This window comes from Desulfosarcina alkanivorans (assembly GCF_009688945.1).
Lineage (GTDB): Bacteria > Desulfobacterota > Desulfobacteria > Desulfobacterales > Desulfosarcinaceae > Desulfosarcina > Desulfosarcina alkanivorans.
In genome coordinates this window covers 1,507,498-1,530,385 of record NZ_AP021874.1, presented here as the reverse complement: position 1 = coordinate 1,530,385, position 22,888 = coordinate 1,507,498, and the positions used below count along the sequence as shown (strand labels likewise).

17 protein-coding genes are annotated in these 22,888 nt (G+C 57.1%); 3 read left to right on the top strand and 14 right to left on the bottom strand.

Features of this window, described 5'->3' with window-relative positions:
* The first annotated feature begins 665 nt into the window (after positions 1 to 665).
* Positions 666 to 1,409 (top strand): CPBP family intramembrane glutamic endopeptidase, encoded by a 744-nt coding sequence (locus DSCA_RS06710; RefSeq protein ID WP_155315693.1) that lies wholly within the window; start codon positions 666 to 668, stop codon positions 1,407 to 1,409.
* 19 nt (positions 1,410 to 1,428) lie between these two features.
* Here DSCA_RS06710 and DSCA_RS06705 read toward each other — a convergent pair whose 3' ends face one another.
* From DSCA_RS06705 to DSCA_RS06685, 5 genes are all read right to left on the bottom strand, one after another.
* Entirely contained in the window at positions 1,429 to 1,836 is a 408-nt protein-coding gene (locus DSCA_RS06705; RefSeq protein ID WP_155315692.1) for a threonyl-tRNA synthetase editing domain-containing protein, read from the bottom strand.
* A 168-nt stretch (positions 1,837 to 2,004) separates the two neighbouring features.
* The gene (locus DSCA_RS06700; RefSeq protein WP_155315691.1) at positions 2,005 to 2,712 is read right to left on the bottom strand and encodes an alpha/beta hydrolase family protein; all 708 of its coding nucleotides are present in this window, start codon (positions 2,710 to 2,712) and stop codon (positions 2,005 to 2,007) included.
* A gap of 3 nt (positions 2,713 to 2,715) precedes the next feature.
* The gene (locus DSCA_RS06695) at positions 2,716 to 4,059 is read right to left on the bottom strand and encodes a DEAD/DEAH box helicase (RefSeq protein WP_155315690.1); all 1,344 of its coding nucleotides are present in this window, start codon (positions 4,057 to 4,059) and stop codon (positions 2,716 to 2,718) included.
* 93 nt (positions 4,060 to 4,152) lie between these two features.
* Positions 4,153 to 4,524, bottom strand: a complete 372-nt coding sequence (locus DSCA_RS06690; protein WP_155315689.1) for a hypothetical protein — start codon at positions 4,522 to 4,524, stop codon at positions 4,153 to 4,155.
* Positions 4,525 to 4,526: 2 nt separating this feature from the next.
* The gene (locus DSCA_RS06685; RefSeq protein WP_155315688.1) at positions 4,527 to 5,450 is read right to left on the bottom strand and encodes a hypothetical protein; all 924 of its coding nucleotides are present in this window, start codon (positions 5,448 to 5,450) and stop codon (positions 4,527 to 4,529) included.
* 429 nt (positions 5,451 to 5,879) lie between these two features.
* On the opposite strand from DSCA_RS06685, the gene DSCA_RS06680 reads away from it, so the two are divergent.
* On the top strand, positions 5,880 to 9,233 hold the full coding sequence (locus DSCA_RS06680; RefSeq protein ID WP_155315687.1) for a PAS domain S-box protein: 3,354 nt from the start codon (positions 5,880 to 5,882) through the stop codon (positions 9,231 to 9,233).
* Between the two features lie 196 nt (positions 9,234 to 9,429).
* On the opposite strand, the gene DSCA_RS06675 is transcribed toward DSCA_RS06680, so the two are convergent.
* On the bottom strand, positions 9,430 to 10,869 hold the full coding sequence (locus tag DSCA_RS06675; protein WP_167527639.1) for a 1-acyl-sn-glycerol-3-phosphate acyltransferase: 1,440 nt from the start codon (positions 10,867 to 10,869) through the stop codon (positions 9,430 to 9,432).
* Between the two features lie 55 nt (positions 10,870 to 10,924).
* On the bottom strand, positions 10,925 to 11,155 hold the full coding sequence (locus DSCA_RS06670) for a KH domain-containing protein (RefSeq protein ID WP_155315685.1): 231 nt from the start codon (positions 11,153 to 11,155) through the stop codon (positions 10,925 to 10,927).
* A 639-nt stretch (positions 11,156 to 11,794) separates the two neighbouring features.
* Between DSCA_RS06670 and DSCA_RS06665 the strand changes: the two genes are divergently transcribed.
* On the top strand, positions 11,795 to 12,079 hold the full coding sequence (locus tag DSCA_RS06665) for an EF-hand domain-containing protein (RefSeq protein ID WP_155320337.1): 285 nt from the start codon (positions 11,795 to 11,797) through the stop codon (positions 12,077 to 12,079).
* Positions 12,080 to 12,548: 469 nt separating this feature from the next.
* Here the strand turns inward: DSCA_RS06665 and DSCA_RS06660 are convergent, their stop codons facing one another.
* From DSCA_RS06660 to DSCA_RS06630, 7 genes are all read right to left on the bottom strand, one after another.
* Positions 12,549 to 13,739, bottom strand: coding sequence for a thiolase family protein (locus DSCA_RS06660; protein WP_155315684.1), 1,191 nt, complete (start codon positions 13,737 to 13,739; stop codon positions 12,549 to 12,551).
* 217 nt (positions 13,740 to 13,956) lie between these two features.
* Positions 13,957 to 15,552 carry a class I adenylate-forming enzyme family protein gene (locus tag DSCA_RS06655; RefSeq protein ID WP_155315683.1) on the bottom strand — a complete coding sequence of 532 codons (1,596 nt, stop codon included), beginning with the start codon at positions 15,550 to 15,552 and terminating at the stop codon, positions 13,957 to 13,959.
* A 145-nt stretch (positions 15,553 to 15,697) separates the two neighbouring features.
* Complete coding sequence (locus DSCA_RS06650) at positions 15,698 to 17,770, bottom strand: acetate--CoA ligase family protein (RefSeq protein ID WP_155315682.1); 2,073 nt, start codon at positions 17,768 to 17,770, stop codon at positions 15,698 to 15,700.
* A 126-nt stretch (positions 17,771 to 17,896) separates the two neighbouring features.
* On the bottom strand, positions 17,897 to 19,144 hold the full coding sequence (locus tag DSCA_RS06645) for a 2-hydroxyacyl-CoA dehydratase subunit D (RefSeq protein ID WP_155315681.1): 1,248 nt from the start codon (positions 19,142 to 19,144) through the stop codon (positions 17,897 to 17,899).
* A 97-nt stretch (positions 19,145 to 19,241) separates the two neighbouring features.
* Positions 19,242 to 20,048, bottom strand: coding sequence for an acyl-CoA dehydratase activase (locus DSCA_RS06640; protein ID WP_155315680.1), 807 nt, complete (start codon positions 20,046 to 20,048; stop codon positions 19,242 to 19,244).
* A gap of 30 nt (positions 20,049 to 20,078) precedes the next feature.
* Positions 20,079 to 21,026, bottom strand: a complete 948-nt coding sequence (locus DSCA_RS06635; protein ID WP_155315679.1) for a ketopantoate reductase family protein — start codon at positions 21,024 to 21,026, stop codon at positions 20,079 to 20,081.
* A gap of 226 nt (positions 21,027 to 21,252) precedes the next feature.
* On the bottom strand, positions 21,253 to 22,560 hold the full coding sequence (locus DSCA_RS06630) for a phenylacetate--CoA ligase family protein (protein ID WP_155315678.1): 1,308 nt from the start codon (positions 22,558 to 22,560) through the stop codon (positions 21,253 to 21,255).
* Positions 22,561 to 22,888: the final 328 nt, after the last annotated feature.

The following is a 22,888-nucleotide window of genomic DNA, read 5'->3' as shown; positions in this document are numbered from 1 at the left end:
AAGCGATTCCGATGGTGGCGATATTTTCTACGGCGCCGAGGACCAAAAGAAGGCTGCCGGCGCCCTCCTTATACCCATGCCATTGATGCAATTTGCGAAACTCCGGGAAAATTGATTGCTTGGGCCGAATAACTATAAAAGGAAATCCAAGGTGACGAAAAGCAGACAGTTGATACACAATTTTGTGGGAAAATTTCGAACCCCGAAAATATTAAACGGGAAGAATATGTAATTCTACCAATTTTTATACGGAAAGATTATAATCAAATAGGAAAACAAATATTTAAAGAAAACTATTTAAATTTGATGGACCCGTAAAAACTTACGCTGCCATTTTCAGGTAATTATCGACGGCTTGACTCGTTTTGAGAAAAACCAAACCAAGATTTTCTATAAATCGTTGTATTTGCTCTTTGACAACTGTTCTTTGATTCAAAATCCTCCACCGGCAGAAATTCAAAGATGGGATGATATTCCATCAGCAAGCGGGTTTGCCAGAGCCGCCCCATGCGACCGTTGCCGTCCACAGACGGATGAATGTCAATGTGGGATCCCGCTTTTTCGTGAATGATAACATAAGCGCCTCAGGGAAAAACGGTTGATCGGATGACATTTTTATCATAGTTTTGCTGTCTTTTCTCATAAACAGGAAACCATCCATACCCATGGCTGTAAATTCAACAGGCGCCTATCAGCTGTTACCTGAACACAAGCGCTTTCAAGCACTGCTGCTGCTTTATCTGTCCCCCTATGCGGTCTACGTCGCCTTTTCCAGCATACCCGAAACGATGCTATCGATGGATGTGGCTCAGGGATTCAAGTTTCTGGCCACAGGCGCCGTTTTGCTCTGGTTTGGCAAACACTACCGATTCGGACCCCTCAACGCCATCCATGGCTTCATCGCCCTGCTGGCCCTTCCGGTGGCCCTGCTGTGCTGGGTGGGACCGTTTTATCTGCTGGCGGCAGCCGGCATGACCGATGTCATGGCTGCCGGTGACCGGGAGGCCTTTTCAACTTTCTATTTTTGCATGAAACTGGTCAACTCGGTGGTTCTGGTGGCGATCTTCGAAGAGCTGCTCATGCGGGTGTACGTGATGGGGTGGCTGCACCAGGCCGGGGCGCAGCGACAGGATAAAGGGCTGGTGGGGTCGATCCTGGATACGCTGGAGCAGCATCCTGCCCCGGCAGCGGCACTGCCCCTGAGCACCTTTGCCGTGGCCGGGACCACCCTCGTTTTTGCCGCCGGCCACCAGGCATACGAGTATCCGTCCGCGATTTTCTATTTTCTGTTTACCACCTGGCTGTACCACAAAAGCGGCAGCATGTGGGTCTGCATTCTGATTCACGGCCTGACCAATCTGGCCATTGCCCTGATGGTGAGATATGCCGGGATGGGCTGGCTGTGGTAGCAACCCGCTTACGAATCCGTCAAAATTCTTTAAAGATCCTGGCCAACGGATGCCCCGGGGCCTGGATCGACAGATCGTTGAAATAGCCGTATGGTGTCTGAACTGGGCCGTAATCCGCTTTTTCCAGCCTCGCCTGTACGCGGTCAATCAGCAGTTTGGCCTCGGCCGGGTCGGCTTTTTCCTCACCCAGGTGGGTGAACGAGTGCAGGACGATTTGCTTCGTTTCCCATTTCCGGGCCAGCCATTTGGCATTTTTCACCAGTTTGGTCTCCGCTGAACTGCCGTTTTCCACATCCCCGGGTTCCACATGGATGAAGGCGACCACGGCCTGCTCATGGCTACTGGGTGGCGCATCCGGGGCGTCATCAAGTGTTTTCATGGCCGGATTCCATGCAAACGTGTCACAGTACCAGAAAAGGACGCGCATTTTTCTCCTCGCCGATCATTTTATCCCCGACGTTTACTTCAGGTTTGAAAATTATAAACGATTGTAATGCCTTAATTCAAAATTAGAAATTCAACATTCAAAATTATCTCTTCATTTTTGTGATGAGAAATTATAAACGGCGCTGGACCCACCGATAACGTGGCTGGATTATCCCAACTGTTCAACCCACCCCACGCATTTCTCCACGACCTGCCGGTGTACGTCGGCCTCGGAACGCGGCGATGATTTGGGCAGCTTGAGTGAATGATTGCCGCCGTCGATGATATCCAGGTCATGGTCGCATGTCAATCTGGCCAGCACGCTGTTCAGTTTTTCCACATCGCACAGGGGGTCCTTTGTCCCCGCAAAGAACAGCATGGGTTTTTTAATCTGATAGAGGTGGGCATCGCGCAGCTGATTTTTCTTGCCCGGGGCGTGCAGGGGATAGCCGAGAAATATCAGGGCCGCCGCGTCCATCTGCGCGCCAGCCACCATCTGCGATGCCACCCGGCCGCCCATGGATTTTCCCGCGGCGATGACCCGGCGGACAGGAAATGTTGGATTCCCCATAAAGTACTCGCAGACACATTGCCAGGTATGGATCAGTTTGTTTTGTGAATCAGGCGATTTTCTGCCCTTCTCCTTGTAGGGAAAGTTGAACCTCAGGGTGGCGGAGCCGGCAGCGGCAAGGCCCTCGGCGACGGCAACGATCAGCGGGTTGTGCATGTCGTTGCCGGCACCATGGGCAACGATGACTCCGGTTGGATTCATTTCGGACGCACGTTCGGGTCCCGACAGAATTGCCGACACCTGGTCCCGCCCGCCAATGTCGATGGCTGCTTTTTCTGAAGCGATAGTCTGCCTGTCTTCAGCCATTTCCTATTTTCTCCTTTTGGGTTTGCCTGGTTTCGGTGGTCGCGGGAATCCTGGCCGGGCCGGTTTTTTTAAGGACTTCCTTTTTTTGCCTGCGGTCCTGGATTTGGATTCCTGTTTTCTCGCATTTCTCTTGAGGACCATCTCCTTTAGGTCCCTGTCGGCCTTTTTATGACTGGCCAGACTGCCAGGGCGAAAGAGAACGTAATCCGGAACATCGCTGTCCTCGGTATAGCCGTCCACCGTTTCCACAGGAATTTTCTGCTCCAGCAGTTTTTCGATGGCCTGAAGATGTCGTTTTTCATCGGGGCTGACCAGGGAAACGGCAATGCCCCTGACCCCGGCACGGCCGGTGCGGCCGATGCGGTGAACATAATCCTCGGGAGTGCCCGGCATATCGTAATTGACCACATGGGGCAGGTTGCTGATATCCAGACCCCGCGCGGCCACATCCGTTGCCACGAGAACCCGGATCCGGCCCTCTTTGAACTGCTGGAGGGTCCGTGTCCGGGAAGACTGGCTCTTGTCGCCGTGCATTGCCGCCGCAACGATTCCCTGCGCGGACAGCTTCTCGGTGAGTTTGTTGGCGCCATGGCGGGTACGGGTGAAGACCAGGATGCGGTCCCAGTTGCCTTTCGTGAGCAGGTGGACCAGCAGCGCGCACTTGTTGGCGCGGTTCACCAGGTGAACCTTCTGGACCACCGATTCTGCTGCTGTCAGGCTGGGCGTTGCCTCTATTTCCTGAGGTTCCTTGAGCATGACTGCGGCCAGATTCCTAATCGATGGGGTGTAGGTGGCGGAAAAGAGCATGGTCCGGCGTCGAATGGGGACGAGATCGAGAATTTCGGCGATCGCTTCGCTGAAGCCCAGATCCAGCATTCGGTCCGCTTCGTCAAAAACCAGAAAACCGATCCGGGAGAGATCGAGATGCCGCTGGCCGGACAGGTCCAGCAGGCGGCCCGGTGTGGCCACCAGGATATCGATGCCGCGCCTGAGTCGATCGATCTGCGGATTGATGCGACCCCCCCCGTGAACCACCGTGCATCTCATGGAAACGCGCCTTGCATAATCCTTGATGGTCTCCCCCACCTGAAGCGCCAGTTCCCGCGTGGGGGCCAGGACCAGTGCGCGGGGGTGCCGCGCGCTAATGTTTTCACGGCTCAGGATTTCGACCAGTGGGAGGGCGAATGCGTCTGTTTTTCCCGTTCCGGTCTGGGCGCGTGCCAGGATGTCCCGTCCGCCGAGAATGACGGGAACGGCCCGGGACTGAATGGGGGTGGGGGCGGTGTACCCTTTTGCTTTCACTGCCTCGAGCAGTTCACTCCGCAGGCCAAGATGATCGAATGACATACCCATTTCCATAAGGAGGGTTAACGTTCAAATTTCTGCCTGCAACGGTGGCCGGTGGCGGGTTTCCCGACGCGATGCTGCCGCACTGGCCGGCTACCCGCCGTATTCTCTCAGCCAGATGGAAACCATTCGAACCGTTAAACCGATGACAATCACTGTCGTGATCAGAAAAATAACGCTGATGAGCCAATACCAGCCGCGTTGGATTTTTTGCTTCAGCCGGCTGAAGATTCCCGGTGCCCTGCCGGGTTTAGCGGGAACCGTTGCAAATGTCACGATGAAGGCATAGGTGCTCACCGCCCAGAGCAGTCCGACAAGGCCGGGGATAATGAATCGGTCTCCCTGGTGCGGCGCCAGAATAAAGATGGTGACGACCAATGATGCCAGGCTGAGCCATCCGACAACGATTGACGGCAGGCGAAGCATCCGGACCGCCCTGGCGATGCCGTGTAATCTATCGATCATGCTCATTTGGCGTTGACGCTTTGCTGCGAGGCTTTGCCTGATGGCCGGGAACTGTTCAGAATGACGGGCGCGTTCACGGCAAACAGCGCATTGACCGTTTTTACAAGCAACCAGAATGAGAGCAATGGCAAAATAACAATCTGAATCAGAAAAAACCCAACGTAAAGAAAGGTAAGCGTCAGGAGGTTCTCGATGGTCGCTCCCATATTGCTGACGGTATCCACAAGGGCATTCTTGAGCGCGATTGATTTTCGATTCAGAAACGAGGCGCTATTCTCGATGGTTCCGATAACGCCATCGATTTCCGGGAGCGAGAAATCTTTTAATTTGTCAAGTTCAACGGAGCCGACTGCCAGTTCATTATTCGCGGCTGAGATTTGATCAACGAAGTAATGTTGATGCACAAACCCGTTTGCCACCGACGACAGTGGCAGGCAAAAACGAACAATCAGAATTAAAAACAGAATCCGCATCGTCAAATTCTGAAGGGATGCCAACTTCCCATTGTCAAACCAGATCAGGACAGACAGGGCCAGCAGGCAAACCGAAAGAACGGGAGGCGCCAGCGATACACTGATTTCATAGGCCAGTTTCTGAACCCCCAGCGATGTAATCGCCGTAACCAGCACGCCGGACAACCGCTCCGTCATATCATCAATCGGATCCAGGGCCTGTCCCACGGCCAATGATACCCCAACCCCCGCCGGTTCCAGCTGCAGGCTCGATTCTTTTACAATGGAGACGGACGCGTTGAGAACCCTGACGGTCGCATAAGCGACCCCGACTTTAGTGATGGATTCATGAAAGTAATCATCCGTCGTCGCGTCAATAACCGGAAGCGTCAGTCCCGAAGTAAAGAAAAGCAGAATCGAAATCAAAACGCCGATGGATGATTTTATTAATTTTTGTTTTTTTTCATGTGTCATGTCGCGATCGTTCTGACTTGTCGTTCAGACACGGTAGATGCGCCATCAGTTTCCCATTGATCTGCCAATGCCGGGCGGGCACTGGATGGGTATTGGAGAGCCTGTTGCCTGAAAGGGCCCCAGGTTGCCGTCCGGCCGACTATCGGTTTTATACCGCCGCGGTGGTGGAGAATGCAAGAGGCCATTGCCGAATGGCATCCCGGCATGCTTTTGATCCAATCCTTCAAACCGCCGACGCTATTGCAAAACGGAAGACGCCGGGCGTGTCGGGTGCAGGTCAAGGCGGCGTAACATTGCATATTCGTTAACTATATGTTATTCTTAAACTGTCTCTGACTTACCAGATCCTTTTTTGGCCTCATTCTAAGTGAGAAGCCTGCCCCCCAACTGCCGTTTTTTGATTTCAGGAACACGTTTTTGGAGTTGGCAATGCGCAAACAGGGAAGAAGAGGAGCTCCGGAGCGGCAACAGACGCTGCCGGCCGGCATTCTCGATGCGATGCAGGAACCTGCCGCGGTTGTAGACGCGAACCTTCGGATCCTCAGGGCCGCGCATTCCTTTTGCCGTGCCTGGGGTTGCTCCCCGCAGGAAGCCGAAGGGCGTATGCTTGGTGAGTTGGTCGCACGGCCGACGGCGGCATCGACGCTGAAGGACATGCTCGCTCCGCTTTTGGAGGCCGATGCCGAACCGCGTGGTGAAACGCCTTCGGTCACATTCACACTTCCCGGCCACAAGGAGCGCTGCTTCCGCGCCTGCCGGATCGATACGCAGGGTGAGGCGCCGCTGCAGATTCTCCTCAGCCTTCTTGATCGTGTTGATGACGGCGATACCATGGCACCCGCCGGTGCCGGCGAACACCGGTCCCGGATCCTGGCCGACGCCGCTTTTGAAGGCATTGCCCTGACGCGGGGCGGCGTATTCGTCGATTTCAACGATCAGCTGGCCCGAATGATGGGGTATTCCCGCGACGAATTGCTGGGTAAAGCGGTAGCGAACTGTGTGGCTGCGGAGCACCGTGAGCGTGTTGCCGAATTCATGGCCAACGGCAAGGGGAATCCTTATGAGCATTTGGCGTTACGGAAGGACGGCACCGTTTTTCCCGTTGAGATTCGGGCCCGTTATGCCCGGATCGACGATCAGGAAACCCGCATCACTGCCATACGGGACATCACAGAGAGGAAAAAGGCCGAAGTCGCCCTGCAGATGTTTCAGTTTACCATCGAACATGCGGCAGACGCCATATTCTGGATCAACGGGGATGGCGGTTTTTCCTACGTCAACCATCAGACCTGCCGGGCCCTCGGTTACACCCGGGAAGAAATGCTCACCCTTCGCCTGTGGGACATCGATCCGGTTTTTCCACGTGAAAGCTGGGATGCGGAGTGGGAAGCCTACCAGCACGGCCAGATCGGCACCCGGCACCTTGAAACCCTGCACCGGCGAAAGGATGGCAGTCTTTTTCCCGTCGATATCTCAGCCAAGCATATCTGGGTCGGCGACAGGGAACTGCACGTGGCGTTCGCCCGGGATATCTCCGATCGAAAACGGTACGAAAAGGATCTGGAGCTGACCCAGTTCACCGTTGATCGGGCCTCGATCGGCTGCACCTGGATCCGGCAGGACGGCCGTTTTTTCTACGTCAATGATCAGGCTTGCCGGTCTCTGGGATACGACCGACAGGAACTCCTGAAGATGTCTGTCCCGGATATCGATCCCGAGTTCGACGCCGCTGCCTGGTCCAATTACTGGAACCTTCTGATTCGGGACAGGGTCCGCACCTTCGAGTCCACTCATCGGCGAAAGGACGGGCGGACCTTTCCCGTCGAGATCGTTGCCAATTACGTTGAATTCGGCGGGCAGGCATACAGCTGTGCCTTCATCACCGATATTTCGGAACGAAAGCAGATTGAACAGGTTTTGGAGCTGACCCAGTTCGCCATCGACCGGGCCTCTCTGGCCTGCTTCTGGATGGACCCGGACGGTCATTTTTTCTACGTCAACGACCAGGCTTGCCGTTCCCTGGGATATTCCCGTGAAGAACTGCTTCAGAAATGTGGATACGATATCGACCCCGGGTTTACGGCCGAATTGTGCCGCAATTGCTGGAATCGCATTCGTCTGGAACGGGTTGTCACTTTTGAGACCAGCCATCAACGCAAGGACGGAACCCTGTTTCCCGTCGAAATAACGGCCAATTTTGTCGAATTCGGCGGCAACGAGTACGGCTGCCTGTTTGCCAGGGACATCACCGAAAGCAAACGCGCGGAAGAAGCGCTGCGCCTGTTCCAGTTCTCCATCGACCGGGCCTCGGATGCGGTCTTCTGGCTGGACCGTGAGGGCAATTTTCCCTATGTGAACGACCAGGCCTGCCGTTCCCTCGGCTACTCCCGGGAGGAGCTGTTGGGTATGCGGCTTTGGGACGTGGATCCCGGTTTTCCGCAAGACGTATGGTCCACGAAATGGCAGGAGATGAAGGCGGTCGGAAACCGAACCTTCGAGACCACCCATCGGCGCAGGGACGGAACGGACTTTCCCGTGGAAGTCTCAACCAACCGTATCCACTTCGGCGACAAGGAACTCCATGTCGCCTTCGTTCGGGATATTTCAGAGCGCAAACAGGCCGAAGCGGAGAAATCAAAACTCGAATCCCAGCTCTTCCAGTCCCAGAAAATGGAATCCATCGGCCGGCTGGCCGGCGGCGTGGCCCACGACTTCAACAATATGCTGGGTGTCATTCTGGGATATGCGGACCTGATGAAAGCCGACATGACTCCCGGTGATCCACTTCTTAATAATCTCATCGAAATCGAAAAAGCGGCCGTGCACTCCAGGGACATCACGACGCAACTGCTGGCCTTTTCCCGAAAACAGGTGGTTGCACCCAGACGGCTGGACCTGAACGACCGGATCCGCGAGGTCAAAAGCACCCTGGCCCGGATGATCGGCGAGGACGTGGATCTTCAGTTTTTCCCGGGAGACGGACTCTGGGCCGTCAAATTCGATCCAACGCAGTTTGAGCAGATCCTCATCAACCTGGCGGTCAATGCCCGTGATGCCATGCCGGACGGCGGCCAGTTGATCGTCGAAACAGTCAATACGCACATGGACGACGCCTATTGCCGTGACCTTTTGGGATTCATTCCGGGCGATTATGTACAATTGTCGGTAAGCGACAACGGTTTCGGAATGGATTCCGAAACGCTTTCCCATGTCTTCGAGCCTTTTTTCACCACCAAGGAGGTGGGTAAGGGAACCGGTCTCGGACTGGCGACCATCTTCGGCATCGTCAAGCAGGGGGGCGGATTCATCAATGCCTACAGTGAACCGGGGCAGGGGACCACTTTCAAAATATACCTGCCCAGGCTGGAAGACCGGGGAGAGGTGGATGCCCCTGCCGAGGAATCGTCGCTGGCCACCGGTACAGAAACGATGCTGTTGGTGGAGGATGACGAAATGGTGCGAAACATGACCCGGGCGATGCTCGAGCGGATCGGCTACACCGTCCGGGTTGTGGGGACCCCGGAGGAAGCGCTGGCAATTATGGAAGGTGGCGAGGCGTCCGTGGATCTCCTGATGACCGATGTGATCATGCCGGGAATGAACGGGAAGGAATTGCGCGACCGGGCAGCCGCGGCCCGCCCCGAACTCAAGACCCTGTTCATGTCCGGATACACGGCCAACGTGATCGTTCACCACGGCGTGCTCGATGAAGGGGTTCATTTCATCCAGAAGCCCTTCAGTTTCAACGACCTGGCCCGGAAAATACGCGATGCGCTCCGGTGACGTGCAGATCGATCGGCGCCTCAGAAAGCTTACGGAAAGGGTTTCGTGGACATCCCATTCCCCTGTGTTTTCTCGTTTCCTCCCCTCCTTCGGGTGTTATTGCGTGAGGGGTCAACCTTCATTCATGAAGTTGTCCATGGTTTCACTTCACGCCGCACAGCGGCGGGGCTTGTGCGGGGTGGGATGCCTGGTTGGATCAGGAGTCTGATGCATCCCACTGGCGACCCGGCAGCCAGTGGACGATGGCATTGGCGTAGTAACGCAGGACCGGGGCTTCTGCAGCGACGGCCATGTATCTGCCGCCGGTGTGGGTGATCAATCCGCGCAACCGCATCAGGTCGATGGCATCGGCAATGGCGGCCATACGGGTACTGCGCGGTGATTCGAGAACCGGAGCCTGGTTTTTCTGAAGTTCGTCCACCAGAAGACTGGCCCGATGCTCGACCGCAAGAAGGTCCAGGCCTGGGGCCGGCGCCTCGAGGAAGACGGCCGAAACCAGTGAGACCGGCAATACGGGTACCACGTCGGCAATGGCCCCCATGAGCCGCCGGCAGAGGGCTTCAATTTCAGGGAAACGGTCCTTGCGCTGCAACCGGCTGAAAACCGTTCCTGTTTCCCGGCAGTAATCCTTGATCGACAACGGGGCGCCGAAATTGACGCACGCGTAACCGTAGCGCCGCCAGCGGCTGAGAACCATCAGTACGAGATTGCGCAGGATGAAGCCGGTGGTCGTTCGGAAGACGAACCACAGGCTGCGTCGCCGGATGCCGGGATTCAGCCGGCGCAACAGGCTGCGGTCCTCGATGGTGCGGTCGTAGTTGATTCCCACCGGTATGAAGACGATATCACGGTCCTGTTGCGGGTCGAACTGGCGAAGCATGTAGTCCATCAATCCGAGTTTGGGCCTTCCCAGGCGGCCGTCACGGCTCAGGGCGCCTTCCAGAAATACGGCCTGGCATACCCCTTCCCGGGTGGCCATGTGGATGTACCGTTCCAGAATCCGGCGGTAGAGCGGGTTCCCGGAATTCCGGCGGACAAAGAACGCCCCCATGAACCGGAACAGCATATGAAGGGGCCAGATTTTGGCCCATTCGCCCACGGCGTAGGAGAGGGTGGTCCGTTCGGCGGCCAGAAAGGCTACCAATACATAATCCATATTGGAGCGGTGGTTCATGACGAACACTACCGTAGAGGCCGGATCGATGGACCGGTACTGCTCGTCTTCCAGCAGCCCCACCCGAACCCGGTAGAGCATGCGGGCGATTTTCTTGGCGATCCAGTAGCCGATCCGGAAGTAAAAATAGGCATTGAAGGAGGGCACGATTTCGCGGGCGTAGACCGCCACCTTGTCCTGGACGACTTCGAGGGGCATGTCATGTTCGCGGGCGTAACTTCTCACCGCTTCAATCACGATGGGATCGTAAACCAGCCGGTCCACCAGTACCTGTCGCTTGGTGAGCTGGAAGGGGCGGATTTCGATATCCAGCCGGGTGCCGATCTCTTCGATCACCCGGTTGATGCGCCGGCGCACAAACCACCGGCTGCTGGGAATCAGCACCCGGTCAAGTACAGCGATTACCGCCACGGCGATCAGCACGACGAAAAGCCAGATGGAGATGGTGATGTCACCGGTCAATGGGTACTGCTCCTGTGAACGCAATCCAGTCTCGCTGTCACCGAACGTCCATCCGCTATTCCAGCAGCTCGAGGATGATTCGTTTTTTGGTCTTTCCGGAAGCGGCATTCAGGATGGTGCGAATGGCCTGCACATTCTGGCCCTTTCTTCCAATGATTTTTCCAAGGTCCTGTTTGGCCACCGCCAGTTCCACGACGATGCTCTGCTGGCTTTCTATCTCGTTTACCGATACCTGTTCCGGAACGTCCACTAGGGCCCTTGCAATTTTCTCGACCAGATCCTTCATGGTGCCTCTCCCTGGATTTGATTATAGCGCTATCGCGGTTTCCACTGCTCTTCAGGTTGACAGGTTAGAACACGCAGGTGCTGGGTCCAGCGTTGGTCCCAATCGTCGACACGTCAAGTACTCGTAAAAAAAGGGTGCAGACCTTCTGACACGCCGGGGCGGCCTACCGAAGGTAATTTGCCAGCCCGTTGATGCTGCCTTTCCATGATCAACCCGTGCTGTGAACACTGGAAAAGTCTATGCCTGACAGGTCCGATCCCGACGCTTCCGCGGCGAAGGGGACTCGGTTCAAAACGTTTTTGCACCGGCATAAGGGTGATGTGCCGGAAAATTAAAACTAAGCGCAATGCGGATATCGGGCTACAAAATCGTTTGTGGATGGTCGCTGGATATTACTTAATTCATAATTGTAACGCAAGTGTGAAGCCAATGCAAATACAGATTTAATGGCAACCATGGCGGTGGACGGTTTCAGCACCGAACGGGATGGCGGCCTGATATTCTATTATCCGAGGCACGGGCTCGGTGTTATCCGGTTTGCAGTTGGCCCATTAGGTCTTAACTTGATGTATCTGAACCACTGAAGAACAAACAACCTGTTGGTTAGATGGCTGAGATAGCCGGGAAGGAAATCGCGAAATGATAAAATCCATCACGCTTGTTTTTCTGGCGCTGCCGGTTTTGTTCGTCGGTTGCGGCCACAATACATTTCATCATGGGGACATGCCCGATCCGGGACCGTATATGATCCATTTTTACGAACTGGATGCCGATGGCGATGACACGGTGACCTGGGAGGAATTCAAACAACGCTTTCCCGATTCCACCAAGGACGTTTTCAAGGCGGTCGACCAGGATGGCGACGGCTTTATCGATCATGACGAGTGGCATACGTTCAAGGAGGCCCACGGTGCCGAAACATAAGTGACCCCGGATGGTGCGGGACGGCTTTATTGAGCCTGTGTGATGGTTGCGGCGGGGCTGATGTTTGGTGCCGGCGGGATGTTCTTTTTGCGGGCGCGGCGGCGCAGGCAGGAGCGCCGAAATCGGTCGTCGTCCAGTGATTCGGGCAACGGATGACCGACCCTGGCGCGTACCTGGCAAATGGGGTCCCGTCGCCCTGTTGTGATATTTCAGTCCCCGTTCGTTCAGCGGGTTGCCAGGTAAAAAGCGGACCCGGCGTATCGGCGCCCGGTCCGCTTTCGTATGGCCCCATGGCAGTATGGGACGTTCAGGGCTCGCGCAAAAATAAGTTCACATTTCCGACCGTGATTCATCCCGCCCGGCGGCGTTGTGAAAACCTCGGAATAGGCCAACCATGCCTCAGGTTTTCACGCCTTGCCGGGCGGGCGCCTCGACGCCCGGTTCCGGGAACTTTCTTTACTTCGACCCCTTAACCGATTTTCAGGATCAGCGATGCGCCGCAATCTCCGGCGGCGCAGCCTGTCCACAGCAGATAGCCGCCCCCTTCCATCACCGTTTCTTCGATGCCTTCGATGATCAGCCGCGTGGCCGTGGATCCCTGGGGATGGCCGTAAATGACCGACGATCCATAGTTGTTGAACCCGTCGGCATCGATTTCCATCTTGCGGGCAAAATTGATGTCGTTGACCACAAACGGGTTGTGGGTTTTGATGATTTTGATGTCCCCGATCGACAGGCCGGCCTTGTCCAGGGCCATGCGGGCGGCAGGTACCGGTGCGGCCGCCATATAGCCTTTCTTTTCCCGGGCATAGCCGTAGGCGATCACCTGGATCGGGATCGCGGCATCGGCGCTCAACCGGTCGGCTTGCTCTCTGGTGGTGACCACCATCGAGGCGTTGCCGTCGGCCGGGTGGGTCTGGGCGCCAAAGCTGAGGACGCCGCCGGGTACCAGGGGTTTGAGTTTGGTCAGGCCCTCGGCGGTGGTGGGCATGATGCCCTCGTCCGCTTCGACGAGAATCCTTTTTTTGCGCGAGATCTGAATTTCGGCGGCGAACATGTAGCGTTTCTGGAATGCCCGGTCGTCCGCCAGGGCCATCTGGTACTGCTCGTAGCGTCGCAGGGCCAGGCGGTCGCATTCCTCTTTGGAGATGCCTTCTTCCTTGGCGACGTTTTCCGCCGTTTCCACCATGCGCAGGCCCACATTGGGATCGGCATTGAAGTTGTCCATGAGCCAGTTCTCGCTGATCACTTCGCCGCCGGGGCCCTTGGGATTGGGCCAGATGGTGTGTGGACCGTTTGACGTGCGGTCCGTGGTGAGCACAAACGCGTTGCCAACCATACCCGTTTCAATGCCCATGGCCGCCTGGAAGATGCAGGTGGTGCCGGTGGTGCAGGCCTGGCTGACGGCGATGCCGGGAATGCCGCCGCAGCCCATGAGTGAGGCCGCCCAAGGGGCGCTGTAGAACTGGTGCAGCTGGCTGATGGTGTTTCCGAAAACCAGGTAATCGAAAATTTCGGGCTCCCATCCCTTGTCGGCCATCCAGCGGGCGGCGGTTGCGGCGCCCAGCACGATGGCATTCTCGTTGGCCATGGCCCCCTGCCAGCGGCAGAAGGGGGTGGAATAGTAGCCCCTGTAAGGGATGAAGGCTTTGCTCAGCATGTTGAAGTCCTCCTCATTTTGGGTGTCTACTCTGAAACGGCACCGTGAGGCCAGGCCCCTATCGGCGTTCTCGCCTTATTGAAATCCTCGGCGCAGCGCCGCTGCGCCTGCGGTTCCAATAAAGCTGCGGCCTTGATCCGGACCCCGATCTACCATTTCAGAACAAACACAGTTCATTTCTGTAAAATTCCTGAATCCCACAATCCTTATATCAATTTTATTTTTCCGGCGCCGGGCAGCTGTCGGTTTCCGGGAACACCGGTTCGCCTTCGGCAAAGGTTTCCCGCAGGATGCGGTGAAGGATCTTTCCCGTGGCGGTACGGGGCATCTGGTCCGGACTGATGAAGATGACCTGCTTGGGGCGTTTATACCCGGCCATGCGGTCCCTGCACCAATTGAAAACAGCCGATTCGGTCAGATCCTGTCCCTCCATGGGGACCACCACCGCCGCCACCTTCTCCCCCCACTTGTCGTCGGGAAGACTGATGGCCGCCACGTCGAACACATCGGGGTGGCTGCCGATGACCTCCTCCACCTCGCTCGGGTAGACGTGCTCGCCGCCGGTGATGATCATATTGTCCTTGCGGTCCACGATCTGGTAGAAGCCGTCCTCGTCCATACGGGCCATGTCGCCGGCGGAAAACCAGCCGTCCCTGAAGGCGGCCTCGGTTTTTTCCGGCAGCTTGTAATATTCGTCGAACAGCATGGGGCCCTTGGAGTAGAGCTCACCCACTTCGCAGGGCGGTACGTCGTTGCCTTCCGTATCCAGGATCCTGACCCGTTCGGTGCCCAGGCTTTCCATTCCGATGGAACCGAGCTTGCGCATCTGGTCCTCGGGTCGAAGTACGGTGACAATGCCGGCTTCTGTGGAGCCATACCCCTCGTACAGCTGGACGCCGGGAAAGAACGCCATGATGGCCGTTTTCATGGTTTTTCTCACGGGGGCACTGCTGCAGAGCAGCTTTCTGATGGAGCCGGTGTCCCGGTTCCGGCCGTCTTCGGAGACATTCAGGATCAGGTTGTAGTGGGTGGGGATCAGGGAGATGAAGGTGATTTTCTCCCGTTCCACAATTTCCAGGATTTCTTCGGGCCGGAAGGAGCGGGCCGGGTGAATATAGACCGTGGCGCCGATGTAAGTGAAAGTGAAGGTAAAAAAAGTGGAATTGATGTGGCACAGGGGCATGACGTTCATGCACACGTCATGCTGGTCGAACCCGAAGTCAACGGCATTGATCAGGTAGAAGGCGATATGGGATTCATGGGAGCGTACCACCCCCTTGGGCTTTCCGGTGGTGCCGGAGGTGTAGATGAGAATCCACGTGTCCGAAGGGGCCACCGCAACGTCCGGATCGTTGTCCGGAGCCCCTTCTATCAGCGATTCGTATTCGCGGTAACCGATTTTGGCACGATCCACCACAATGTAGTTCTCCGGCGGAATCTGGACGAGCTGATCCCGGATGGCGTCCACACAGGGGGTGAATTCGTGATGCACAGCCATGGCACGGGCATCGGCATCGTCTACGATATAGGCCACCTCATGCCCCACCAGACGGAAATTCACCGGGACGATGACGATGCCGGTTTTGGCTGCCGCCAGGTAAAACTCGATGATTTCGATACTGTTTTCCATGAGCACGGCCAGCTTGTCGCCTTTAGCAAGGCCCATTTCCATGAGGCGGTGCGCCAGGCGGTTGACCCGGCGATTGACTTCGGGGTAGGTGAACCGCCGGCAGGCATCACACAGGGCCACGGTATGCGGATACTTCTTGGCGTTCATCTTGAGCTGCTGTCCCAGGTTCATCCAGTGGGCCATGGTTTCACTCCTGAAATAGGTGGATAGACTTTAGGTTCGAGGGTTTGAGCGTTCAAGGGGTCAAGGATTCCAGGGGGCGAGGGCTCAAGGGGAAAATCAGCCAACTCAACCAACCCAATAAACTCAATAAATCCAACAAACACACTCACAGGGCAATGCGGGCATCCACGGCCACGGCACCGTTTTCGAAGGCCATGACCGGGTTGAGGTCCAGTTCCCTGATCTGCGGGAAATCGGTGGTCAGCCTGGACAACCGCTGGATCAGATCGATCAGCGCGGTTTTGTCCACCGGTTTTTCGCCCCGCACGCCGGAGAGCAGGGCGGCGCCCCGGATGCCGTTCACCATTTCCCGGGCGTCGGCGTCGGTGACCGGCGTGAGATTGAAAACCACATCTTTGAGGACTTCAACGAAGATGCCGCCGAGGCCGAACATGATCAGGTGCCCCATACCGGGTTCGGCCTTGGCTCCGAGGATCACCTCCCGCCCGCCGGGAACAAACTGCTGGACGAAAAAACGCAGGTCTGCGGCGTCGATCGCCTCTTTCATCGTGGTGACGGCTTTATGGACCGCCTGGGCGTCGGGCAGGTTCACGGCCACGCCGCCCATGTCGCTTTTGTGAACCACGGAGGCGGCATCGGCTTTGACCACGACCGGATAGCCGATGCGGTCGGCGGCAGCGATGACGCCGTCCATGCCGTCGGCCATCTGCCATTGGGGGACATCGATGCCGTAGGCTTCGAGAATCCCGTACACCTGATCGGCAGCCAGCAATCCGCCACCGCGGGCCTGGTTGAAGATTGCCCGGGCGCCCTCGGTATCCACGTCGGCAAAGGATCGAATCCGTCCGGACGGGCGGTCCAGGATGCGGCGATAGCGCACCAGGGCGCCCAGGGCCCGGGCCGCGTCGCTGGGCAGGGCGAAACAGGGGACGCCCCCTGCTTTGAGGATGGCTTCGGTCTCGGCCCACTGGCGCCGGTCGGTCATCAGGTTGCAGACCATGGGCTTGATCTGCTGCATATTCACCCGGGCGATGGCGGCAGCGATGTCCTCGGTGTTCACGAAGAAGGGGGTGACAAAATTGACCAGGATGCAGTCGAAGCTGTCGTCGGCCATCATGGCCTCCAGGCAGGCCAGGTAGTGCTCGGCAGTGCCCGTGGCAAGCACATCCACCGGGTTGCTTACCGACGCTTCCGGGTAGAGTTTCTCCGTCAGCAGGGCTTTGGTATTTTCTGACAGCGGGGGCAGGGTCAGGCCGGCATCCACCAGGACGTCCGTAGCGATTACCGCCGGGCCGCCGGTATTGGTGATGATGCCCACCCGGTTGCCCGCCGGGATCGGCTGGGAACCAAAGGCCACGGCGGCGTTGATCAGGTGGCCCTCGTCCCGGAAATCGACGATGCCCGCCTTTTTGAAGATCAGGTCCGTGGCCAGGTCCTCCCTGGCCAGGCCGCCGGTGTGGGAGGCGGCCGCCTGGGCGCCTTCCAGTGTTCGGCCGGCCTTCATGGCCAGCACGGGTTTTTTGGCCGTGGCTTCCCGGGCCGCCTCGAAGAAACCCATGGGATCTTTAAGCCCCTCCACGTAGGTGACAATCACCCGGGTGCCGTCGTCGTCGGCCAGGTACCGGATGATTTCCGGGATGGAAATGTCGCAGGCATTGCCGTTGGAGGCGTAAATTCGGGTGCCCACATCCATGGCGGAGAATCCCTGGTGGATCACCTCGGCCACGCCGCCGGACAGGGCCACGATGGAGATGTGCCCCGCCTCGGGAAAGGTGAAGGTGAAATTGCAATAGGCTTTCACGGCCGGATCGGCGTTGATGATCCCCTGGCAGTTGGGGCCGAAGATGCGGATGCCGTATTCTCTGGCCTTTTCCAGAAAGGCCTTTTCGATCTCGGCGCCCTGGGGACCGGTTTCGGAAAATCCCCCGGAGTTGATGATGATGTGCTTGACGCCCTTCTTGCCGCAATCCTCAACGGCCATGGGCACGAACTTGGCAGGGATCACCATGTGGGCCACATCCACCTGGCCGGGAACATCCAGGATCGATTTGTATGCCTTGACGCCGCGAATTTCGTCGGCCTTGGGGTTGATGGGGTAGATGCCCCCCTGGTATCCGAAATCCAGCAGGTTCTTGATCACCCGGTTGCCGATGTGAAGCGCTTTCCCGGATGCGCCGATGACCGCTACACCGGCGGGATTGAATAGGCTATCAAGCATAATTGCTACTCCTTCTTGTTTACTTGCTTATGAAGATTCGAGTGACGGATTATGGGATTGGGGGATTAAGGAATTTAGGAATCAAAGGAATCCAGTTCCCCAATCCCTCAATTGGCAATTTTAGTTTTATTTGTTCTCGGCCAGCTGCTCGACAAAGGCCTCCACATTGGTTTTGGTCTGTTCGTCGGAGATCAGCCGCAGGTCGTTCAGATCGCCGTTGATGGTCAGGCTGGGGATGCCGGTCTGCCGTTCGATGCGCTGGGGCATGCCGTAGCGGCAGTTGGAGTTGTTGGGGCAGGTCTTGGCGTCATGGTAGATGATGCCGTCCACCTTGAAAAAGTCCAGCATATCCCGGATGTAGGCCTCCTTGGGCGCGTCGGCACGGACGATGAACAGCTCCGTATAGGCCCGGGCCATGGAATTGAAGGGATCGTCCGGGTCCAGAGCGGAAAAAATCCAGGAGTTGCAGTAGGTCGATGCCAGCACGTTGGTGCCCAGGGAGGCGAACAGCTTGGCGTGGGCGGACAATCGCCCCCACACGGGCATTCCGTCCCAGTAGATCCGGAACCGTTCATTCTCGATGGCGCCTTCCTTGTCGGCGATTCGCTGGTTCAGCTCTGCCAGCAGGGTGCGGTAGCAGTCGTTGGCCTCCTGGGTACCCCGTCCAACCACAGCCGCGCCCATGAGTGTCGTACCGTCGAAGAAGGTGAGGGGGGAGGGACGGGCGGCGGCGGTGTCCAGCACCTCTTTCCACAGGTCAGAACACTCCCTCGACAGCCGCACGGCGTCCTTCAGGCGTTCCAGATCAAATTTGCCGCCGCTGACGCGTTCGAGCGCGGGAATCATTTCCTCCATCTGCCTGGCGATGGACTTGACATGGGATTCCTCTACTTCCTGAACGCCTACGTAGGAGTGTACCCCAACTACGGGAACGTCGTACTCCTCGCCGTAAAAATTAAACCAGTCCTGGACATCGCGGCACTGATTGGTGTTGAATACCAGCACATCGGGTCTGGGCGGCCCCTCGATGCCCTTGAACACCTTGGACAGGGGAGAGACCTTTTCCAGATAGGCCCCTACGTCGGCGGTCAGGTATGAGCAGATATCCGGCGAGTAGCCAATGGCATTGGCTTTGGGAATCAAATCGGTTGCCATTCGCGACGAACCCAGCATGGCCGAGTGGGTCTCGGGAAAATAGACCAGAAATCCCATGGCCCGCAGGATCTCGGCCGGCCCCACGCTGGTGCACCAGGCGATTTTCCGGTCGCCGGTTTTGGCGGCATTGTCCAGCTCGTAGTAGTAGTCGGCCATGAACTTGCCCAGGACCTTGGACGATTCCAGTCTTTTCAGCTTGATTTTTTTCTCTTCAGGCATAGATTCACCTCCGGTGAATGAATGGGGAATTGGGATGAGGTTTCAGGACTCGCCGGATTAAAAGAATAATCCCTCAATCCCAAAATCCTTCGATTCCTCAATCCTCATACGTTTCTTTTGCATACAGGGCCGCTCCCAGGGCGCCGGTGAACTGAGGCAGTTCCGGCACCAGGATGGGGCGGTCGATCAGTTCCCGGGTCATCTCCACCAGGTAGGGGTTGTGGGCCACGACACCGCCGGTCATCACCACGTTGTCGGTGAAGGCGTCCATTTCCGTGATCCTTGAAATGACGGAGAAGAACAAGCCTTTGACAATGTCTTCCACCTGCTTGCCGCGGCGGATATTCTCCAATACTTCGGTGGCGGAAAACACCGTGCAGAAACTTCCCAGCCTGACCATGTCCGTGGACGCTGCGGCCAGGCCGTTCATTTCCGACAGGGGGATGTCCAGCCGGGGAGACATTTCCTCAAGGAAGGCACCCGTGCCGGCGGCGCACTTGCGGTTCATTTTAAAGGAGGTCCGCCGGCCGCTGTCATCCAGTTTGATGATTTTATTGTCCTGCCCGCCGATATCGATAATGGTGATGGCAAAGGGGAAATAGTGGAAGCATCCCTTTCCGTGGCAGCTGATTTCAGTGCGTTGATCCTGGGCATAAGAAACATTCTTGCGGCCGTATCCCGTGGAGACGGTACGGGTAATCCGTTCCTTTCCAATTTCTGCCATGGCCAGCGCGTCGGTCAGGCAGCCGTCGGCGGTGGCCCTAAAATCCGTTCCCGACCGGGCGACCCCGTAACCGGCGATATGGCCGTCGGTATCGATCACCACCACCTTGGTCCGGGATGCCCCCACGTCGGCCCCGGCAAAAAAAGGTGCCCTGTCATTTTGAAAAGTCCGTTGCGCCATTAATTCCTCAATTCCTTAATCCCTTGCCGTTTACAGCCGGGACTCCAATCCCTTTACCAGGCTCTGCAGGGTGATGTTATAGGGCGTCTCAATGCCCGATCGCCGGCCGTATTCAACGAATTTGCCGTTGATGTAGTCGATTTCGGTCCGCCGTCCGTTTTCGATGTCCATGAGCATGGACGGTTTATGGTTGCCGGCGTTGCGCATATATTCGATGGCGTTGGGGTAGTATTCCCAGCCCAGCAGGATTTCATTGGCCCGGGCCACCTTGACACACTCTTTGACCAGGGCATCCACGATGTTGAAAATGATCGGGTCGTTCATGGCCTGGGACATGGTCAACCCCGTGACGGCACATACCGGGTTCATGCAGGCATTGAGCACCCCTTTGCGCCATACCATGGCGATGATGTTGTCCGTGTGCCGGGTCGTCAGACCGCAATCGGTGAGTGCCTGGGCAATCCCTCTGGCAGCCCCTGCGGATTCCGGGTTGAGTTCCTGGATGTAGTGGGGGGGATGGTGAAAGGGGATTTTGACGTGGGCGGGGCCGGCCAGGCCGCAGCCATAGTTGACCACCGCCCGCATCACCGCCTCCCTGCCCAGGCTGTTGGCCAGGACCAGTTCGGTGTCGATGCCGTTTTGCCAGCTGACCACATAGAGGCCCTTGTTGTGGAACCCCTCGATGGCCGATGCGATCAGCGGCAGGGCATTGGCCTTGACCGTGACGAAAATGACGTCGGGGTTGTAGCCGGGCAGGGCATCGATGCTGGTGCAGGTGTGGCTGACGGTCTGGGTCATGTTCTCCGCGCCTTCAATGATGATCCCCCGCTTGGTGGCCGGTTCGAGAAGGTCGGGGACGACATCGCACAGGACCACCTCATGGCCTCCTTTGGCAAGGAATGCGGAAACGATACAGCCCACGGGACCGGCACCGATGACGGCAAAGGTTTTGGGGACAAAGGATTGTTTGTCTGTCATGGTTACACCTCCCATCGTTCTGGTGGTTGTTTCGGCGTCGTTGTCCGCGCAATGGGCCGTCGGGTTGCGGATGACCTGCCTTTGAACATGCGTTCGTGACAGAAGGCCAAAAAATGAAATGGTTTTACCAGTTGAACGCTTTTCAGCTTAACGGGGCAACCCGGCCGCTGCAGACTCGGGGCCGGGCCGCCTCATGTCTCGTCTGTTCAGGATCCCGGGTGCCGGATCAACGGAACTGTTTGGGACGTTCGTCAACCACGCGAAGGGCCTTGCCCTCGCTTCGGGCGATGAATTTGGGCTCCACGAGATTGACTTCCACGCTGATGCCCATGTTGCCGCGGATGTGCGCCATGATTTTGGCTTCCACTTCAAATTTCTTGCGGTCGCCGGCGGCATAAATTTCCTGCTTGCCCTCCACCTGCACCACGAGTTGATCCAGGTATCCCTTTTTGCGGACCAGCAGGCGGTACTGAGGTTCGACCTCTTCGATATCCAGCAGCAGAGATTCGATTTGTGACGGGAAGACATTGACGCCGCTGATGATCAGCATGTCGTCGGTCCGACCGAATATTTTATCCATCTTGACGAACGTCCGGCCGCAAACGCAGCGTTCGCGGTACAGGCGGGTGATGTCTTTGGTGCGGTAGCGGATCATGGGCATGGCCCGCCGCTGCAGGGACGTAAAGACCAGTTCCCCTTTTTCACCCAGGGGGACCGGGTCAAGGGTGATGGGGTCGACCACCTCGGCAAGGTAGTAGTCTTCATTGATATGGATGCCGCTTTGGGCGTCGCAGTCAAAGCCCACGCCGGGACCGCCCAGTTCGGTGAGCCCGTAGGCCTCCATGGCCTTGATACCCATGCGCGCCTCGATCTCCTCACGCATTCCGGTCGTCCACGGTTCGGCACCGAAAATGCCGATGGACAGGGGCAGGCTTTTCAGGTCCACCTTGAGTTCCTCGGCCCGCTCGGCAATGGTCAGGGCGTAGGAGGGGGTGCAGCACAGCACATGGGCGCCGAAGTCTTTCATCAGGGTGATCTGGCGTTCCGTCAGGCCGGCGCTGGTGGGCACGACGGTGCATCCCATGACGGTGGCACCCTGATGAAATCCCAGACCGCCCGTGAACAGCCCGTGGCCGTAGGCATTCTGGACCACATGGTCGGGACGGACACCCGCTGCATAAAAATTTCTGGCCATGCACTCGCCCCACTGGTCCAGGTCCTCGGCGGTATAGGGGCCGGTGATGGGCTTGCCGGTGGTCCCGGAGGAGGCGTGCACGCGAACCACATCTTTTAAGGGAACGGCACACAGGCCGAAGGGATAGTTGTCTCTCAGATCGTTTTTAACGGTGAAGGGAAGCTTGGCCACGTCCTCGATGCCCTTGATGTCGGCGGCCTTGACGCCGGCTTCCTTGAACTTTTTTTTATAGAAGGGGACTCGCTTGGCCACCCAGTTAAAGGTTTCCAGCAATTTCTCAAGCTGAAACTGCTGGATTTTTTCCACCGGCATGCATTCGTACGTTTCATTCCAGGGCATCGTTTACCTCCTTCTCAGTGGTCGATTTCCCCCGGGCGGGACTCAAGGCCCGCCCGGGGGGGCACATTCCATTATTCTCAGGCTTTAACGGAAGCGAACTCCCGCTGGTCACTTTTGGTTGCATTCACGCCTGCCGGTGTCGGCTGCCTCGCCTCGTGTTGCCACTCCGGTGTGATCTTGAATACAATCCTAAAAAGGTCTGGTGGTCATGGATGGTACGATAAGACCCGATATGAAAAACCGTTTCCGGTGCTGTTTTTTCTGCATGCATCGCCCATTTTCAGGCGTTTTAAAAAAATCTCCTGTAACCGTGTTCTCTGCTTCACCG

Bases quoted from the DNA above. Each gene is read 5' to 3' on its own strand.
- DSCA_RS06665 (WP_155320337.1), top strand. From the start codon at position 11,795: ATGATAAAATCCATCACGCTTGTTTTTCTGGCGCTGCCGGTTTTGTTC.
- DSCA_RS06685 (WP_155315688.1), bottom strand. From the start codon at position 5,450: ATGACACATGAAAAAAAACAAAAATTAATAAAATCATCCATCGGCGTT.
- DSCA_RS06710 (WP_155315693.1), top strand. From the start codon at position 666: ATGGCTGTAAATTCAACAGGCGCCTATCAGCTGTTACCTGAACACAAG.
- DSCA_RS06700 (WP_155315691.1), bottom strand. From the start codon at position 2,712: ATGGCTGAAGACAGGCAGACTATCGCTTCAGAAAAAGCAGCCATCGAC.
- DSCA_RS06660 (WP_155315684.1), bottom strand. From the start codon at position 13,739: ATGCTGAGCAAAGCCTTCATCCCTTACAGGGGCTACTATTCCACCCCC.
- DSCA_RS06640 (WP_155315680.1), bottom strand. From the start codon at position 20,048: ATGGCGCAACGGACTTTTCAAAATGACAGGGCACCTTTTTTTGCCGGG.
- DSCA_RS06680 (WP_155315687.1), top strand. From the start codon at position 5,880: ATGCGCAAACAGGGAAGAAGAGGAGCTCCGGAGCGGCAACAGACGCTG.
- DSCA_RS06650 (WP_155315682.1), bottom strand. From the start codon at position 17,770: ATGCTTGATAGCCTATTCAATCCCGCCGGTGTAGCGGTCATCGGCGCA.
- DSCA_RS06690 (WP_155315689.1), bottom strand. From the start codon at position 4,524: ATGATCGATAGATTACACGGCATCGCCAGGGCGGTCCGGATGCTTCGC.
- DSCA_RS06645 (WP_155315681.1), bottom strand. From the start codon at position 19,144: ATGCCTGAAGAGAAAAAAATCAAGCTGAAAAGACTGGAATCGTCCAAG.
- DSCA_RS06705 (WP_155315692.1), bottom strand. From the start codon at position 1,836: ATGCGCGTCCTTTTCTGGTACTGTGACACGTTTGCATGGAATCCGGCC.
- DSCA_RS06695 (WP_155315690.1), bottom strand. From the start codon at position 4,059: ATGTCATTCGATCATCTTGGCCTGCGGAGTGAACTGCTCGAGGCAGTG.
- DSCA_RS06655 (WP_155315683.1), bottom strand. From the start codon at position 15,552: ATGGCCCACTGGATGAACCTGGGACAGCAGCTCAAGATGAACGCCAAG.
- DSCA_RS06630 (WP_155315678.1), bottom strand. From the start codon at position 22,560: ATGCCCTGGAATGAAACGTACGAATGCATGCCGGTGGAAAAAATCCAG.
- DSCA_RS06635 (WP_155315679.1), bottom strand. From the start codon at position 21,026: ATGACAGACAAACAATCCTTTGTCCCCAAAACCTTTGCCGTCATCGGT.
- DSCA_RS06670 (WP_155315685.1), bottom strand. From the start codon at position 11,155: ATGAAGGATCTGGTCGAGAAAATTGCAAGGGCCCTAGTGGACGTTCCG.